The organism is Thioclava sp. F36-7 (genome assembly GCF_002020075.1).
Taxonomy (GTDB): domain Bacteria; phylum Pseudomonadota; class Alphaproteobacteria; order Rhodobacterales; family Rhodobacteraceae; genus Thioclava; species Thioclava sediminum.
Window position 1 is genome coordinate 22142 of the sequence record NZ_MPZR01000017.1, and the last position, 14658, is coordinate 36799.

The 14658-nt window shown below is 59.4% G+C and carries 13 protein-coding genes and 1 pseudogene; 2 read left to right on the plus strand and 12 right to left on the minus strand.

The window, feature by feature from the left end:
• Window positions 1-37: 37 nt before the first annotated feature.
• The 9 genes from BMI89_RS19765 to BMI89_RS19805 form a co-directional block, all read right to left on the minus strand.
• Entirely contained in the window at window positions 38-628 is a 591-nt protein-coding gene (locus BMI89_RS19765) for an ANTAR domain-containing protein (RefSeq protein ID WP_078572485.1), read from the minus strand.
• The gene (locus BMI89_RS19770) at window positions 621-1784 is read right to left on the minus strand and encodes a transporter substrate-binding domain-containing protein (protein WP_078572486.1); all 1164 of its coding nucleotides are present in this window, start codon (window positions 1782-1784) and stop codon (window positions 621-623) included. The genes BMI89_RS19765 and BMI89_RS19770 overlap by 8 nt, the downstream gene beginning before the upstream one ends.
• Window positions 1777-2922 carry an AAA family ATPase gene (locus BMI89_RS19775; RefSeq protein ID WP_078572487.1) on the minus strand — a complete coding sequence of 382 codons (1146 nt, stop codon included), beginning with the start codon at window positions 2920-2922 and terminating at the stop codon, window positions 1777-1779. Before BMI89_RS19775 ends, BMI89_RS19770 begins: the two co-directional genes overlap by 8 nt.
• 70 nt (window positions 2923-2992) lie before the next feature.
• Window positions 2993-4036: an aliphatic amidase gene (locus BMI89_RS19780; protein ID WP_078572488.1), complete on the minus strand. Its 1044-nt coding sequence runs from the start codon at window positions 4034-4036 to the stop codon at window positions 2993-2995.
• Between the two features lie 40 nt (window positions 4037-4076).
• Window positions 4077-4778, minus strand: coding sequence for an urea ABC transporter ATP-binding subunit UrtE (gene urtE, locus BMI89_RS19785; RefSeq protein ID WP_078572489.1), 702 nt, complete (start codon window positions 4776-4778; stop codon window positions 4077-4079).
• A gap of 2 nt (window positions 4779-4780) precedes the next feature.
• Entirely contained in the window at window positions 4781-5509 is a 729-nt protein-coding gene (gene urtD, locus BMI89_RS19790; RefSeq protein WP_078572490.1) for an urea ABC transporter ATP-binding protein UrtD, read from the minus strand.
• 2 nt (window positions 5510-5511) lie between these two features.
• Entirely contained in the window at window positions 5512-6615 is a 1104-nt protein-coding gene (urtC, locus tag BMI89_RS19795) for an urea ABC transporter permease subunit UrtC (RefSeq protein WP_078572491.1), read from the minus strand.
• A 10-nt stretch (window positions 6616-6625) separates the two neighbouring features.
• The gene (gene urtB, locus BMI89_RS19800; protein WP_078572492.1) at window positions 6626-7495 is read right to left on the minus strand and encodes an urea ABC transporter permease subunit UrtB; all 870 of its coding nucleotides are present in this window, start codon (window positions 7493-7495) and stop codon (window positions 6626-6628) included.
• Window positions 7496-7579: 84 nt separating this feature from the next.
• The gene (locus BMI89_RS19805) at window positions 7580-8815 is read right to left on the minus strand and encodes a transporter substrate-binding domain-containing protein (RefSeq protein ID WP_078572493.1); all 1236 of its coding nucleotides are present in this window, start codon (window positions 8813-8815) and stop codon (window positions 7580-7582) included.
• Between the two features lie 779 nt (window positions 8816-9594).
• On the opposite strand from BMI89_RS19805, the gene BMI89_RS19810 reads away from it, so the two are divergent.
• Together BMI89_RS19810 and BMI89_RS19815 are read left to right on the plus strand one after the other, a co-directional pair.
• Window positions 9595-9903: a DUF6538 domain-containing protein gene (locus BMI89_RS19810; protein WP_078572494.1), complete on the plus strand. Its 309-nt coding sequence runs from the start codon at window positions 9595-9597 to the stop codon at window positions 9901-9903.
• A 7-nt stretch (window positions 9904-9910) separates the two neighbouring features.
• Window positions 9911-10831, plus strand: coding sequence for an endonuclease/exonuclease/phosphatase family protein (locus BMI89_RS19815; RefSeq protein ID WP_078572495.1), 921 nt, complete (start codon window positions 9911-9913; stop codon window positions 10829-10831).
• A 7-nt stretch (window positions 10832-10838) separates the two neighbouring features.
• Here BMI89_RS19815 and BMI89_RS19820 read toward each other — a convergent pair whose 3' ends face one another.
• From BMI89_RS19820 to BMI89_RS19830, 3 genes and pseudogenes are all read right to left on the minus strand, one after another.
• Window positions 10839-12218, minus strand: a complete 1380-nt coding sequence (locus BMI89_RS19820; RefSeq protein WP_078572496.1) for an MBL fold metallo-hydrolase — start codon at window positions 12216-12218, stop codon at window positions 10839-10841.
• Complete coding sequence (locus BMI89_RS19825) at window positions 12187-13185, minus strand: LOG family protein (protein WP_078572497.1); 999 nt, start codon at window positions 13183-13185, stop codon at window positions 12187-12189. Before BMI89_RS19825 ends, BMI89_RS19820 begins: the two co-directional genes overlap by 32 nt.
• A gap of 344 nt (window positions 13186-13529) precedes the next feature.
• A pseudogene (locus BMI89_RS19830) lies at window positions 13530-14327 on the minus strand (IS5 family transposase); the annotation flags it as partial.
• Between the last annotated feature and the right edge of the window lie 331 nt (window positions 14328-14658).

Here is a 14658-nt window from a genome sequence, read left to right on the forward strand (position 1 = left end):
ACCTAACCGATGATCAATCTATCACGCTATCGGTGTTTCAAAGATCACGAAGAATGGTTTCCGCATTGATGATCGATTGGGCAATCTCAGTCGTGGTCGTCCGTTTCGCCATTGCCTGCTTACGGATAAGATCGTAGGCGTCCCGCTCGGTGATGCCCCGATGCCGCATCAGAATGAACTTAGCGTCGTTCACCTTTTGCACGTTATCCAGCTTCTCGCGAAGTTTCGACATGTCCTTCGAGCATCTGACCTGCTCCATCTGGTAGCGTCGAGCCAAGATCATGCTGCTCAGGACGCCGGCGGCACGAACCGGCTTCATAAGAACGGCATGCGCTCCTATCTCGAGAATGACATCGAGAACGGAGGGGTTCTCGTAGCCAATGATTGCGATCACCGTTACGGGCCTATCCCGACGGTCGAGAACTGCTTTTAGTTCACCGGCGCAGTGCACGCTGACGTCGATGAAGACTATATCAGCCTTTTCGGGAAGAGAGCGCGGCAGCGGCCAGACATGCTCAAAACTGCATCCGATCCTGTGGACCTGCTGAAGCAGTTCGTCCGCGCTTCGGTCTCGCGGATGGATCAGGAGAACGTTCTGATCGCGCAGGTCTCGGATAAGGTCATGCATTGCGTCCGCCGCTCGCCTGGACTTTATCGGTTCGGAAGCTCCAGTCGTGTATCGCCGGAAGCACCAAGTATGGATCGGGCTTCAAGGCACGACGAACTTTCAAATCGACGATAAATTCACCCTGCTCGTCCACGATAGCGATCCGCGATTGAAGATACGTATGGTTATTGTCTGGGTCGATTTTAATCTGGCCTTGCGGTGCGTCGAAGGTTGCACCGAGCAGCGCCTCCCGCAAGTTTTCCGTATCCATCTCACCCGTTTCCTCCAGCGCCTTGGCGAAGAGATGAACCTGGCTATAGGTGGCTTCACAGCAACTCGTGACATCATTGGTGGAACCGAACTTGTCGGAATAAGCTTTTAGAAACCGGCGATTGGCAGGAGAGTTGATCGACCTAAAGTAGGGCGCAGCGGTGATATGACCGACGGATGCGGCAGGTCCGATTGCGGCGATCTCGCCTTCATTGGTTGTCAGGCTTGCGATCGGGCAAAGCCGTCCGTCACCACCCGCAGCGTGATAGGCACGATAGAATTCTATGCAGGATTGACCTACAACCGTTGAGAAAATTGCGTCGGGACGCGCCTCCATGATCTCCGCAACGACATCTCGAAAATCGGGTTCTGTGGCTTCGAGGTCAAAGTATCGTTCTCCAACAACTTCACCGCCTCCCTGACGGAGAACGTTCCGCATCACCCTGTTTGACTCGTGCGGATAGATGTAATTCGACCCAACGAAGAATATTCGATGGCCATAATTGCTCATCAAGTAGTTGGCCAATGGGACGCTATTCTGGCTCGGGCACGCCCCACCGTAGATCACGTTTGGGGAATACTCGAAACCTTCGTAGAGCGTCGGATAAAAGAACAGCGCGTTGCGCCTTTCGACAACCGGCAGCACTTCTTTCCGCGACGACGACATATAGCAACCGAAGATCACGCTGACCTTATCCTCAACGATCAGTTTTTCTGCCAGCTCGCCGTAGCGGGAAACGATCGAGCCGGGATCGTAACTGATCGCTTCGAGTTTCTTGCCGTGGACGCCACCCTTCGCATTGATCTGGTCAATCGCGAGGAGCGCTCCGTTGAGCTGCGAACGTTCGATGATTGACGTAACCCCGCTTGCGGAGAACAGGAGGCCTATCTTCCAGCCTTCATTCATTTCCAAAAGTTCCGTCCTCACAATAATCAAAATGGGTAAAACCGTTCCTACGGTCCGCCATGATGAGCGAAACACCAACCTGCCGTGGTGTTCTTTCGGTCTGCCCCCCGTCCAACAGAAACCCTGCTAGAGGGAATTCGAGATGCCTGCGGATCGCCCGCCGCAAACCGCGCGCACCGAAGCGTTTATCATATCCTTCAGTCGCCAAATACTTCCGCAGCGGATCGCCGATGTCGAGGGTAAGTTCATGCTTCCGGAGCCGCCGATTGAGCCTGGCAATTTCTACATCGACTAGCGCCGGCATCTTATCTTCAGAAATCCAGTTGAACGTGTCTACATGGTCTATGCGGTTAACTAATTCCGGTGGAAACCGGTCCAGTAGACACTTCATTACGACGTCATGCGCCCGCTTACGTCGGCTCTTGCCAAGCGACAAAAGGCGTCGAAATAAGCCACTTCTGGGATCGTCCAGCGCCATCAATTCGCGTGCCCCGAGGTTCGAGGACATAAAAATGAGGGCGTTGCGGAATGAGTAGGTGCGCTCTCCCGAGGCGACCGTCAGCAGCCCGTTATCGAAAACATTCATGAGTGCCAAGACGACCTCATTGCTCGCCTTCTCAAGTTCGTCGAAAAGAACCAGTCCCGGGAGGTTCCGGCTTCCTTCTATTTTCTCTTGGTCGAGGATAGTGGTCCCCTCCTTAGACCCCACATAACCGGGAGGCGCTCCGGTTAGGGCTGCCGCGTAATGTTCCTGAGACAGCGTGTTCATGTCGATCCTGCAAAAGGCGTCGGCATCGCCGTAAAGCGCGCGAGACAAAGTGCGCACGGTCTCCGTCTTTCCGACCCCGGTCGGTCCGCAGAACAGGATTGTCGCGAGCGGTTTGCGCGGATCGCCGATGTCAGCGCGCACAACCTTCAAAATATCCAGCAGTTCTTCAATGCTCTCGTCCTGCCCGATGATTGCTGCGCGCAACTCAGCCTCGATCAGCGTCAGGTCGAAGGTAAACCGGCTGCGAAGTTTAGTCTCTGTCGGCTTGGCGGGAGCAATATCGATCGAACGGCCGTTTTCATCGGCAAGAGCAGAGCTATGCATCTGCCTCCGTTCAGTTTCATGCAGACGGTCGGTCAAGAAAGGCATGTTGGATCCGTATTTCACTTATGTGCGGGAACGGCACTAACGCACCGTTCCCAAGACCTCGCGCAAAGGCTCAGGTGGCTTCCTTCTCCTTCGCGCCGGTTGGGAGGCCCCCAACCGGACAGCAAGCGACGCCGACGGTCGTTCGTGTGAAGGACTCGACATGCTCACGCGTCTTCTCGGCGTCGTTGACCCAGTTGCGGTAGAACTCGAAGGGGCATTCCGCCAAGCCCTTGTCGCCATCGCCCGAGGCATGGATGCCGGTGTAACCACGGTGCAGCAGCTTAAAGAGGTGGTTCTGCGATTGGTCGTTAGCGCGCGCATCTCGGATTTCCGGGATGGAGAGCTGCGCATACTGGATGCCCATGTCTTCCTCACCACACTCGCCAAGGGTGCGACCATCAAAACCAATGATCGCCGAGTGGCCGAAATAGCTGTAGACCCCATCGAAGCCCGCTGCGTTTGCCACGGCCACGTAGCTGTTATTTGCCCAGGCCATCGCCTTGGCCATGATCACCTGCTGATCCTTGGCCGGATACATGTAGCCTTGGCAGCGCACGATGAGTTCCGCACCTTTCATAGCGCAATCACGCCAAATTTCGGGATAGTTGCCGTCGTCGCAAATGATCAGGCTGACCTTGAGGCCCTTCGGCCCCTCACAAACATACGTGCTGTCGCCCGGATACCAGCCTTCGATCGGGTTCCAAGGAAGCACCTTGCGATATTTCTGGACGATCTCGCCCTTGTTGTTCATCAGGATCAGCGTGTTGTAGGGCGTCTTTTTTGGATGCTCTTCGTGACGCTCTCCGGTGATCGAGAAGACGCCCCAAGTGTTCGCCTTGCGGCACGCCGCAGCAAAGATTTCCGTCTCTTCGCCCGGGATAGTTGCCGCCGTTTCCATCATCTCGTCGGGGTCATACATGATGCCCTGGGTGCTGTATTCCGGGAAGATCACGAGATCCATTCCGGGAAGGCCGCGCTTCATGCCGATGATCATGTCCGCAATATTCTGCGCGTTCTCAAGGACGTCAGCCTTCGTGTGCAGCCGCGGCATCTTGTAGTTGACAACCGCTACGCCGACTGTGTTGTCGCTGCTGGAAATGTCGCCATGTCTCATATTTCTTTCCTTTCCGTTCTTGCTTGCTGATTGTCTGACTTCAAAATGTCAGGTGCTTCTCCACGACAGCGTCGGTGAGATCTCTGCTCTGCCCGCTTAGGACCACCTGGCCTTTGTCGAGCACTAAAAAGCGGTCGCAGGCGCGCCGCGCGAAAGGCACGTTTTGCTCGACGAGAATGATACCGAGGCCGCGCTCGCGGTTTAGGCGAATGATCGCTTCCTCGATCTGCTTCACAATATTGGGCTGGATGCCCTCCGTCGGCTCGTCCAAAATCAGTATCTTCGGGTCCATGGCGAGCGCGCGCGCAATGGCGAGCTGCTGCTGCTGCCCACCCGAAAGATCACCGCCTTTACGGTCGATGAACTCGTCCAAGATCGGGAACATCTCAAAAAGGTATTCGGGAATTTCCCGGCTACCGTCCGCGCGTGCGAAGGTCCCCATGAGAATATTCTCACGGACCGTGAAGCCGGGGATAATCTCTCGCCCCTGAGGGATATAAGCAATCCCGAGCTGCGCGCGTTGTGGCGTCGTGAGCCCGAGTAGACCGTGGTCTCCGAAGAGGAGCTCCCCCGAGCACCCGTCGGTCAACCCCATTAGAGACTTGAGAAGTGTGGTCTTGCCGACGCCGTTTCGCCCAAGGACCGCCAGAAACTCCCCAGGCTCGAGGTCGAACGAAATGCCCTGAATGACAGGGCTCTTACCATAAAAAGAGTATAGCTCTCTTGCACACATCGTTTCCATGATCAGTGTCCCAGATAGGCTGTTTTGACATCTTCATTGGCTTCGATCTCGGCGATCGAGCCCTCGGCCAGCAGCGCGCCCCGGTTCATCACGATGATCCGGTCAGCGACTGTTCGGACGAACGACATGTCGTGCTCTACGACAATCAGGGTGTGACTCTCACTGAGCGAGCGGAATATCTCAGCAGTGCGCGCGGTTTCCTGAATGGTCATTCCCGCGGTTGGCTCGTCCATCAGGATCAGCCGACTATCTTGAGCAATCAGCATCGCGATCTCGAGCCACTGGGTCTCACCATGCGAAAGGTTACCGGCAATGATATCCGCTCGCGCCTCGAGGCCGACACGCTCGAGGAGTGGTTTAACGCGGCCACGCTGGGAGTGAGAGAAACGTGTCAGAGCGTGCCAGATACCGGGCTTGCGAGACGTCGCGACTGAGAGGTTCTCAGCGACGGTAAGTTCTTTGTAGACTGAGGGAACCTGGAACTTGCGTCCAATGCCGAGACGTGCGCGCTGGAACTCGAACATCTGCGAAATTTCCGTGCCCTCGAAGCGGATTGATCCGCCGGTCGGCTGCGTCTTGCCGCAGATCAGATCGAGAGTGGTAGATTTTCCCGCACCGTTGGGTCCGAGCAGGCAAAGAACTTCGCCTTTCTCAACAGCAAAGGAGAGACGATCCACAGCCCGCAACCCGCCGAAGTCTACATGCAAATCTGTTATTTGTAGCTGGCTCATACTCAAAGCTCCTGGCCGGTTTTGGTGGTTCGGGGACCCAAGGCTTCATTGGTCCGCTCCTTCCCGACTTTGCGTCCAAGGGTGCGGGCAAAGTCTCCAAGGAGCCCGTAAAGTCCCCGCGGCATAAACATCACCACCAGCACGAAGGTTATTCCGAGCATGAGATTCCAACCTTCGACGAAAACGTCTGACAGCCGGCCCTCCAGCAGGTTCACGAGGATCGCACCTGCCGCGGCCGCAACCACGGAGTCCCGGCCGCCCACAGCACACCAAATGACGATGGCGAGGCTGAACGAAACGCTCATGTAAGTTGGGGACGCGAACTCCAGCACCAACGTGTAGAGCATGCCTGCCCACCCTGCGAAGGCGGCAGAGATGCAGAAGATAGCGGTCTGATAATTAGCGACGTTATAGCCAAAGAACCGGGTGCGGTCCGCATCTTCGCGAATGGCGCGGAGGATCAGGCCGAACTTGCTATGGGTTAGATAGAGGCCCAGCGAGATCGCGAGCATGAGGCACCCGGCAACAAGGTAATAGAACCCGAGACTATAGGTATCGACGCTCCAGCCCGGCAGTTTGAGCGGAGCGAGGCCCGTGAGCCCGTTCTGGCCTCCGGTTAAGCCCTGCTGCTCGATTACAATGAGCTGGAAGGCCACTAAGAAAGCCAGTGAGATGATGGCCACAAAGACCCCGGCGATACGGGCACGGAACATGAAGATCGCAATCAACCCGCCAATGAATGCCGGAACGAAAAGGCCCGCGAGCAGAGTGAAGGTGAGCGAGTGGAACGGCATCCAAAGCAACGGGAGCTCTGGCACATTATTCCAGCTCATGAAGTCGGGCAGTGCCTCGCCGCTTGCCCGCAGCTTCAAGTGCATGGCCATCGCATACGACCCCATACCGAAGGTCGCAGCTTGTCCGAGGTTCAGGAGTCCCGCGCCACCCCAGGAGAGGGACAGCGCGATCGCCACGATGGCAAGTGCGAGATACCGCGCAAAGGTGTTCAACTCGAATGCGTCGAACCCCATCAGCGCAGGAACGCCGAGTGCGATGATAACAGCGAAAACGGCCACGCCCGCGAGATCGAAGAAGAGTTTTCTGGTCATTTTCGCCTCCTCAGCGACGGGTGTTGGATGGGAAGAGCCCACGCGGACGGAACCGGATGAGCAGAATGATCCCCGCGAGCACGGCAATCCGCCCGAGCGTGTCGTTCAGGAGCATCGAGAAAAGGGCGGTGGCTTCACCGATTAGCACTGCGGCACTTGCCGCCCCGAGTAGGCTGCCGAGACCGCCCACGATCACCACCAGGAAAGCATCGACCACCAAGCCGGTGCCCATGGTCGGGATGGTGCTGAAGAGCGGTGTGATCAATGCACCAGCGATGCCAGCAAGCCCGGCCCCGTAAGCGAACGTGATTGAATACACTTTGTTCGCTTCGATGCCGTAGCACTCAGAAATCTGGCGGTTCTGGATAACCGCCCGCAGTCGCATTCCGAATTCCGTGCGGGTCATCAACCCCCAGGAAGCAGCGAGCACTGCGAGGGAGAAAACGATCACGAAAATGCGGTAGTTCGACATGATGAGGCCGCCGATCTGCGTGTTCCCGCTCAAGAACTCAGGCCCCTTTACGAAGCGCGATTCAGCGCCCACGGAAAGGCGCACCACCTGCTGCAGGATGATCCCGATGCCCCACGTTGCCAGGATCGTGTCGAGTGGGCGGTGATAGAGCCGCTGCACAATGACTTTCTCGATGATCCAGCCAACCGCCGCGACTGCGACGAATACGAATGGCAGCGCGAGAATGATGTTGAAGCCCGCAAAGCTCTGCAACGCCCAGGTCGCGTAGGCACCAAGCATGACGAATTCGCCATGGGCAAGATTGATGACACCCATGGCGCCGTAGATGATGGCCAACCCGAGCGCAATCATCAGCAGGATCGAGGCCATGCTAACACCGGCAAACAGCTGGTTCAGTATTACGTCCATCGGAAAACACTCCCCGTTCGCCCGGCTCGTGTTACAGAGCCGGGCAGTCGATTTATTTCGTTTCTGGAAGATTGAGTTCCGGCCTCAGCCCTGGACCAAACCCTGTCCCGTGCAACGCTGACCTTCATAGGCCGCGTATGGCAGGGGCGCGACGCGGTTCGCAGACTGCACCAACACTTCGGCTTGCCCGTTGGACTGCCACTGGCCAATCTTGGGCCAAAGGTGCGTGTGAAGGTTCTCGTCGATTAGCACCTCGCCCTGAGGCGCGTTGAGCGTCATACCGACAGCCGCATCACGGATCGCCTCCGGCGTGATGTTACCGGCTTCGAGCTTCTCGAGCGCGGCTTTGAACTGGTAGACTTGGAAGTATGCCGCTTCGCTGACGAAGTGGGTGACTTGATCGGCCCCATAACGCGATTTGTAAGCTTCGACGAAGCGCTCATTTTCCGGCGTCTGTGTGCCCATGAAGTAAGGTGCCGATGAGAAATGCCCTGCTGCGGCCTCACCGCCGATGGCCTTCACTTCGACCTCGGAACGGGTCAGGCTGACAACCGGCATCTTAGCGGGGTCGAGTTCTGCTGCGTGATACTGACGTGCAAAAGCCACGTCGCTATCGCCGACCACAGTTGCGAAGATCACATTGGGCTGCTCGGAGCGGATGCGGTTTATGACTGAGCTGAAGTCAGAATGGCCGAGCGGAACATATTCTTCATGAACGACTTCGCCGCCATGCTTTTCAAGCAAAGTCTTGCAATAGTTGTTCTCTTCCTTGGGATAGACGTAGTTGTTACCGATCATGTAGAAGCGCGGCCCGAAGTTCTCGATCGCCCACGGGATCAAGTCGTCTTGCTGCTGGTTCGGCACGGCGCCGCCATACATCACGTTGCGAGAGCACTCACGGCCTTCGTAGAGCGTCGGATACCAGAAGAGATTTTTGCGCTGCTCGGTGACCGGAAGCACCGCCTGCCGACTGGCCGAGGTGTAGGAGCCAAACACGCTCACGCATTTGTCGCGGATCATCAGCCGCCGCGCGCGGTCAGCGTAGGTCGCGGGATCTGAGGCCGGATCCTCGATGATCGGACGCAGCATACGCCCATTCACGCCACCGGCGGCGTTAATTTCCTCGATCGCCAAAAGCGCAGCGTCATGGAGGGTGCTTTCGACCACGGCGACTGAGCCAGTCAGCGAGAACAGGAGACCGACCGGAATATCCGTATCCTGTGCGGATGCTCTGCGGGTCATCGTCAGAAGCGCAGGTGTGGACAGCAACCCAGCCGTTCCGACAGCCCCGACACCGCCAAGAAAATCGCGACGTTTCATTTATTTTTCTCCTCCCTTGGTTCGGAATAGATTCCGATTCGACAACAAAAAAGGCCCTTCAACGCGGCGTATACGCCACAGTTGAAGAGCCTTGTTGCTCTTATGATTCCAAAGCTCGCATTTGAGCTCGGTTATTATCGTTAAGCGGAAGGCGATTTTTTGCAAGAAAATTTTAACGAACGTTATCAGTTCGTTACTATGAAGCTTCGGCGACCTTTCTGCTCCACTTCCGCAACGGAAGGCGAACGTGCTGCCGAGCGTCTCCTGAAAACGGGCTATGGTGTTCTCGATAGCGTTCAGGTCGGTTGGCTCACTCCAAATATCCCAGATCAAGAAAATCCTGGAGAAGGCGAGGCTGCGTCCGGTCGACCTATAGCGCCCCACGCCCACATTTGTGTGCCCCCGCGATACCCCGATCCGGCAATAGCCCGGTCGCACTGTGACCCGCTCTACAGGCTGGATGACGGCAGCCCCCCTGAGGCGTCGGCTCTGTCTGAGACGTGGTATTTCTCGATGTGTTTGCGGCTATTGCCTTCGGGGCACCTCCGTGGCACAAAACGGACACGAACGGAGCACCGCGCCGCAATACGGACCGGAAAATTCCCTTTGAAATCAAGGCTTAGCGGGGCGAACTTCAAGCCCTACCGCCGGAGCCATCTTCCCCTCTAGGGTGTTGATTTAGCTACCAAAAGCCTTTCATGGCTTCGTAGGTGTGGCATACGGGCGTTCCATCACCCGAGTTTTGCGTAGGTCCGTCGAAACAAGGGCGACGCAAGACCATGCACGGCCAACCCCATCTCTCCCGTCGCGGCGCTGCGTATCAATGGCGCTGTCGGATCCGGGTGTTTTCCACAAAATTCGTCGACCTGAAGCTCTCCTTGGGGACGACGGATCGCCGTGTGGCGATTATCTTAGCCCGGAAGATCAGTGCGGAGAGCGACACGTTTATGGACGGCATCATCAGGACCGAGATTTCCCCTCAAGAGGCGCGCGCCTGGCTGGCGAATGTCATCAAGCGCGAGCAGGCGAAGGGAGGATCGAAGGACGCATTCGCTCTGTTCCAAACCGCCCCGCCCATGCGATGCTGACGCCAAGATGCGGATCGCGAGCCTCAACACCCAAAACATGCGCCTGCTGCCGAACCGGGAGCTGGGGCGGCTGCATGGGGCTTGGGACAGCGACGACCCCGAGGACCCGCGCCTCGATCCGATCGACCGGCGGCTGACGGCGGAATTGCTCGCCGGGATCGACGCCGATCTGGTCGCGCTGCAGGAGGTGTTCGACCTCGCGACGCTGGAGCACTTCCACGCGCGCTACCTGCTGCCCACTGGTATACGGCCTTACCCCGAGCGGGTCTGCCTGCCGGGCAATGACGGGCGCGGGCTCGATTTGGCGGTGCTCTCGCGCCGCGCGCTGGGAGCGGTGCGCAGCCATGCCACGCTGACGCCGGGCGATCTGGGGCTGGAGGTGCCCGAGGGCGTCGATCCCGAGATGCCGGTCTTCCGGCGCGATTGCCTGATGGTCGAAGTGGGCGCACTGACGCTGTTCGTGACGCATTTCAAATCGCCCTACCCCGACGAGGCCGCCGCCTGGCGCACCCGGCGCCTTGAGGCGCTGGCGACGCGGGCGCTGATCGAGCGGCACTTCGACGTTCCGGCCGAAGCGCTCTGGCTGATCCTTGGCGATCTCAACGAGCCCGACGACCCCGAGCTGCCCCTGCCCCGCGCGACCGCGCCGCTTGAACACGGGTTCAGCGTGGATCTGATGGCGCGGATGCCCCGGCCCGAGCGCTGGACCTATTACGATCCGCATTCGGGGCGCTACCATTGCCCCGATGTGCTGCTCGCCTCGCCTGCGCTGGCCGCGCGCTACCCCGATGCGGTGCCGCGTATCCTGCGCAAGGGCTTGGGCACCGAGGCCACCCGCTATCAAGGCGAGCACCTGCCCGGCATCGGCCGCCACCGCCCCCATGCGAGCGATCACGCGGCCGTCGCGATCGACCTGCCGGGGCTGTGAAGCGGGGCTAGAGCTCGAAGCTCTGATGCAGCTCGGGCATCACGACCTTCGCCGGGTCGAGCCCTTTCGCGAAGGCCTCCATCGACTTCTTCTCGCCATGCACGAGGAAGATCTTCTGCGGGTGGCGGGTGCGGGCCAGCCATCGTTTCAGATCGCTCTGGTCGGCATGGGCGGAGAAGCCGTTGATCGTGTGGATTTGCGCACGCACCGGGATCTCCTCGCCGAAAAGCTTCACATGTTTCGCCCCGTCCACGATGATCCGCGCGAGCGTCCCTTCGGCGGCATAGCCCACGAAGATCACAGCACTTTCTTGCCGCGCGAGGTGGTGGCGCAGGTGATGGCGCACGCGCCCGCCCGTGCACATCCCCGAACCCGCCATGATGACCGCGCCCGAGCGGATCTCGTTGAGCGCGATCGAATCCTGCGTCTCACGGGTAAAATGCAGCTCGGGCAGCTGGAATGGGTCGCGCCCCTTGCGAATGATCTCGGCCAGTTCCGGGCGCAGCGCCTCGTCATGGCGCGCGAAGATCCGGGTCGCGGAGATCGCCATCGGGGAGTCGAGAAACACCCGCAGCGATTTCTCGATCTCGCCCGAGGCCATCCCCTCGCGCAGGAACCACAGCAGCTCCTGCGCGCGCTCTAGCGCGAAGGTCGGGATGATGACATTGCCACCCCGCCCCGTGGTCGCGCGGATTGCGGCGAGAAATTCCGCGATCGAGGCCTCGAGCCCGCGATGGTCGCGCTCGCCATAGGTGGTTTCCATCACCACGATATCGGCATCCTCGGGCGGGTCGGCATCGTTGAGAAGCGGGCGATTGTCGGGGCCCAGATCGCCCGAGACCAGAACCTTTCGGGTACGGCCATGCTCGGTCAGGTCAAGCCGGATCGAAGCCGAGCCGAGGATATGGCCCGCGTCGAAAAAGGTCGCCTCGATCCCGTCGAACAGCGAGAGCGTCTTGCGATAGGTGGCGTTGCGCCCGAACCGATCGACTGCGTCGAGCGCATCCATCGTGTCGTAAAGCGCCTCATGCGACCCGCCGCGCCGCCCATGGCGGTGATGATGGCGCGCCTCCTCCTCTTGCAGATGCGCCGCGTCGAGCATCACCAGTCGCGCCAGATCGCGCGTGGCCGAGGTCGCGATGATCTCGCCCTTGAAGCCGCGCTTGACCAGAAGCGGCAGCCGCCCGCAGTGATCGAGATGGGCATGGGTCAGCAGCACCATGTCGATCTCGGAGGGCTCGAAGCCGAATTTCGCGGCATTGTCCTCGGTCAGTTCCGAGCGCCCCTGGAACATGCCGCAATCGATCAGGATCTTGCGCCCCGCGCATTCGACGAGATGGCAGGACCCCGTCACCTCATGCGCGGCACCGTGAAATGAAATCTTCATCCTCTCCTCCCATTGGTTCGTCGATATTGCGACCGAACTGCGCATACCAACGCCCGATATCCTCCCAGATCTCATCGGCGGTTTCGGCATACCAGAACAGGTCGCGGTCCTCGGGGTCGATCACCCCCTCCTCCACAAGGAAATCCGGATCGAAGACCCGGCTCCAATAGTCGCGCCCGACAAGGATCACCGGCAGCGGGCGGATCTTGCGGGTCTGGATCAGCGTGAGCGTCTCGAACAGCTCGTCGAGCGTGCCATAGCCGCCCGGGAACACCACCAGCGCCCGCGCACGCATCAGGAAATGTAGCTTGCGCAGGGCGAAATAGCGGAAGCGGAAGCACAGGCCCGGCGTGATATAGGGGTTGGGGAATTGCTCATGCGGGAGCGTGATATTGAGCCCCACCGTGCGCGCGCCCGCATCATAGGCGCCGCGATTGGCGGCCTCCATCATCCCCGGCCCGCCGCCGGTGACGATCACCAGACGGTTGCCATGCGTGCCCTCGCGCGCACCGACGATCTGGCCGAAAGCCCGGGCGACCTCGTAATAGCGGCTTTTCGCGACGATGCGCCTGGCGATCTCGACGCGGCGGGTCAGATCGTCATTGCTCGGATCGGCCGCGCTGCGGGCCTCCATATCGGCCAGCTTCTCGCGCGCGGCTTCCGGTTCGGGGATGCGGGTGCCGCCGAAGACCACGATCGAATGGGCGATGCCATGTTCGCGCAGCAGCGTCTCGGCCTTCTGGTAATCGAGCTGCAGGCGCGGGCCGCGCATCTCGTCGCGGTTGAGGAAATCGACATCCTCATCGGCCTGCAGGTAGTTCGGATGCGCCATGATCTCGCGGATCAGATCGGGGGCGCGGACATCCTCGTGGCCGGGTTTGGGCTGGCACCACGGCAGATCGACCTCGCGCGCAACGTCATCGGCGGGCTGGGGCTTGGCGCTTTCCTCTTCGATTGTCTCCGACATCGGCTCCTCCTCGATTACCGAACCGGCAGGCTTGCGGTGGCAAGCTTGACGATCTCCTCGGCGCAGGCAAGTCGAACCTTGCGATACAAGTCCACGGTGAAAATCCTCGCACGCTCCCTGTCGCCAGAAAGTGGCAAAAGTGGACGGCTTCTACGCCGCCCGCAGCCGGAGCATCCCGCCGCTACCGTGACCGACTATTGCCCCGCCGTTCTCACGCAGCGTTCTCGCAAAAACAGATGTCAGCTTAGGGCCGACCGCTACCCGCTCGGTGGCCTGGGCGGAGAGCCGCCCTTCGCTGCGCCATAGATGAACGACTGCTCCGTAGGCTCCAGACTCGTTAATTTTCAAAGCCAGAAGATGACAGTTGCGGCGAGGGCTACGGCGGACAGAAAGACCTTCGGGCACCTGTCGTAGCGGGTCGCAACGCGGCGCCAGTCCTTGAGCTTGCCGAACATGATTTCGATAAGGTTGCGCCGCTTGTAGCGGCGCTTGTCGTATTTGATGGGCTTGCCTCGAGACTTCCGGCCCGGGATGCAGGGTTTGATGCCCTTGTCCTGCAAGCTTCACGATGCCAGTCGGCGTCATAGCCCCGATCGGCCAACAGCCATTCGGCCTCGGGCAGGCTGCTCAGCAGGGCCGCCGCATCGGTGTAGTCACTGACCTGGCCGGCTGTCATGAAGAACTTGATCGGGCGGCCGTTCGCGTCCGTGACGGCATGCAACTTGGTGTTCATGCCACCCGTTCTCAGGAAAACGATCCCCCGGATCGTTTTCTGATCTTCGAACTCCGCCCAATCAGCCTGCCACACCCCCCTTTTTCAACCGCAGGCTCGAAGCCGTGCGATGCGCCTTGAGATAGGTGCGCAGGCTCACTCGAACGCATGGCGTTCGCCTGCTCACATCGATGATCACTGTCTTCCGGTCGGCCGCCTCGGAGGTAAGCCCCTCCATCATCCGGGCGAAAACACCCCGTTCGTGGCTTCTCTCGGACCAGTGGCGTTCAGACACTCACCTCCAGCGCTTCCATCGGGTGTAGAGGGTCTCCGGTGGACCATACTCTGGCGGCGCATCGGACCAACGCAAGCCATTACGATTGATGAAGATTATTCCGCTCAAGACCCGCCGGTCATCGACCCGCGGTTGAAAAAGGGGGGCGTGGCAGGCCGAAGCGCATGAAGCTCCGTGGCGAGGTTCCGCCAATGAGAGAGCCAGACTCGGCCCGTTCAGCGTCGAGCGCCTATTGGCGCGCGAAACAGCTTAGCATTTTTATCGGGAATTATTGACCCAAGTGTTTTTGTCGGTTATTCGACAGGCGAACAGACAAGCAGGAACATCATGACCCGAATTTCACGCATCATTCCCGCGTTCATCGTGCTGGCCTGTGCGCCGGCCCTTGTCGTGGCAGATGAGGCCGTTCCCACGATCACCCTGACAGACGGGGTCATCGCTCCGCAAACGATCGACCTGCCAGCAG

Bases quoted from the DNA above. Each gene is read 5' to 3' on its own strand.
- BMI89_RS19815 (WP_078572495.1), top strand. From the start codon at position 9,911: ATGCGGATCGCGAGCCTCAACACCCAAAACATGCGCCTGCTGCCGAAC.
- BMI89_RS19765 (WP_078572485.1), bottom strand. From the start codon at position 628: ATGCATGACCTTATCCGAGACCTGCGCGATCAGAACGTTCTCCTGATC.
- urtD (WP_078572490.1), bottom strand. From the start codon at position 5,509: ATGAGCCAGCTACAAATAACAGATTTGCATGTAGACTTCGGCGGGTTG.
- urtB (WP_078572492.1), bottom strand. From the start codon at position 7,495: ATGGACGTAATACTGAACCAGCTGTTTGCCGGTGTTAGCATGGCCTCG.
- BMI89_RS19810 (WP_078572494.1), top strand. From the start codon at position 9,595: ATGCACGGCCAACCCCATCTCTCCCGTCGCGGCGCTGCGTATCAATGG.
- BMI89_RS19780 (WP_078572488.1), bottom strand. From the start codon at position 4,036: ATGAGACATGGCGACATTTCCAGCAGCGACAACACAGTCGGCGTAGCG.
- BMI89_RS19805 (WP_078572493.1), bottom strand. From the start codon at position 8,815: ATGAAACGTCGCGATTTTCTTGGCGGTGTCGGGGCTGTCGGAACGGCT.
- urtE (WP_078572489.1), bottom strand. From the start codon at position 4,778: ATGGAAACGATGTGTGCAAGAGAGCTATACTCTTTTTATGGTAAGAGC.
- BMI89_RS19820 (WP_078572496.1), bottom strand. From the start codon at position 12,218: ATGAAGATTTCATTTCACGGTGCCGCGCATGAGGTGACGGGGTCCTGC.
- urtC (WP_078572491.1), bottom strand. From the start codon at position 6,615: ATGACCAGAAAACTCTTCTTCGATCTCGCGGGCGTGGCCGTTTTCGCT.
- BMI89_RS19775 (WP_078572487.1), bottom strand. From the start codon at position 2,922: ATGCCTTTCTTGACCGACCGTCTGCATGAAACTGAACGGAGGCAGATG.
- BMI89_RS19825 (WP_078572497.1), bottom strand. From the start codon at position 13,185: ATGTCGGAGACAATCGAAGAGGAAAGCGCCAAGCCCCAGCCCGCCGAT.
- BMI89_RS19770 (WP_078572486.1), bottom strand. From the start codon at position 1,784: ATGAATGAAGGCTGGAAGATAGGCCTCCTGTTCTCCGCAAGCGGGGTT.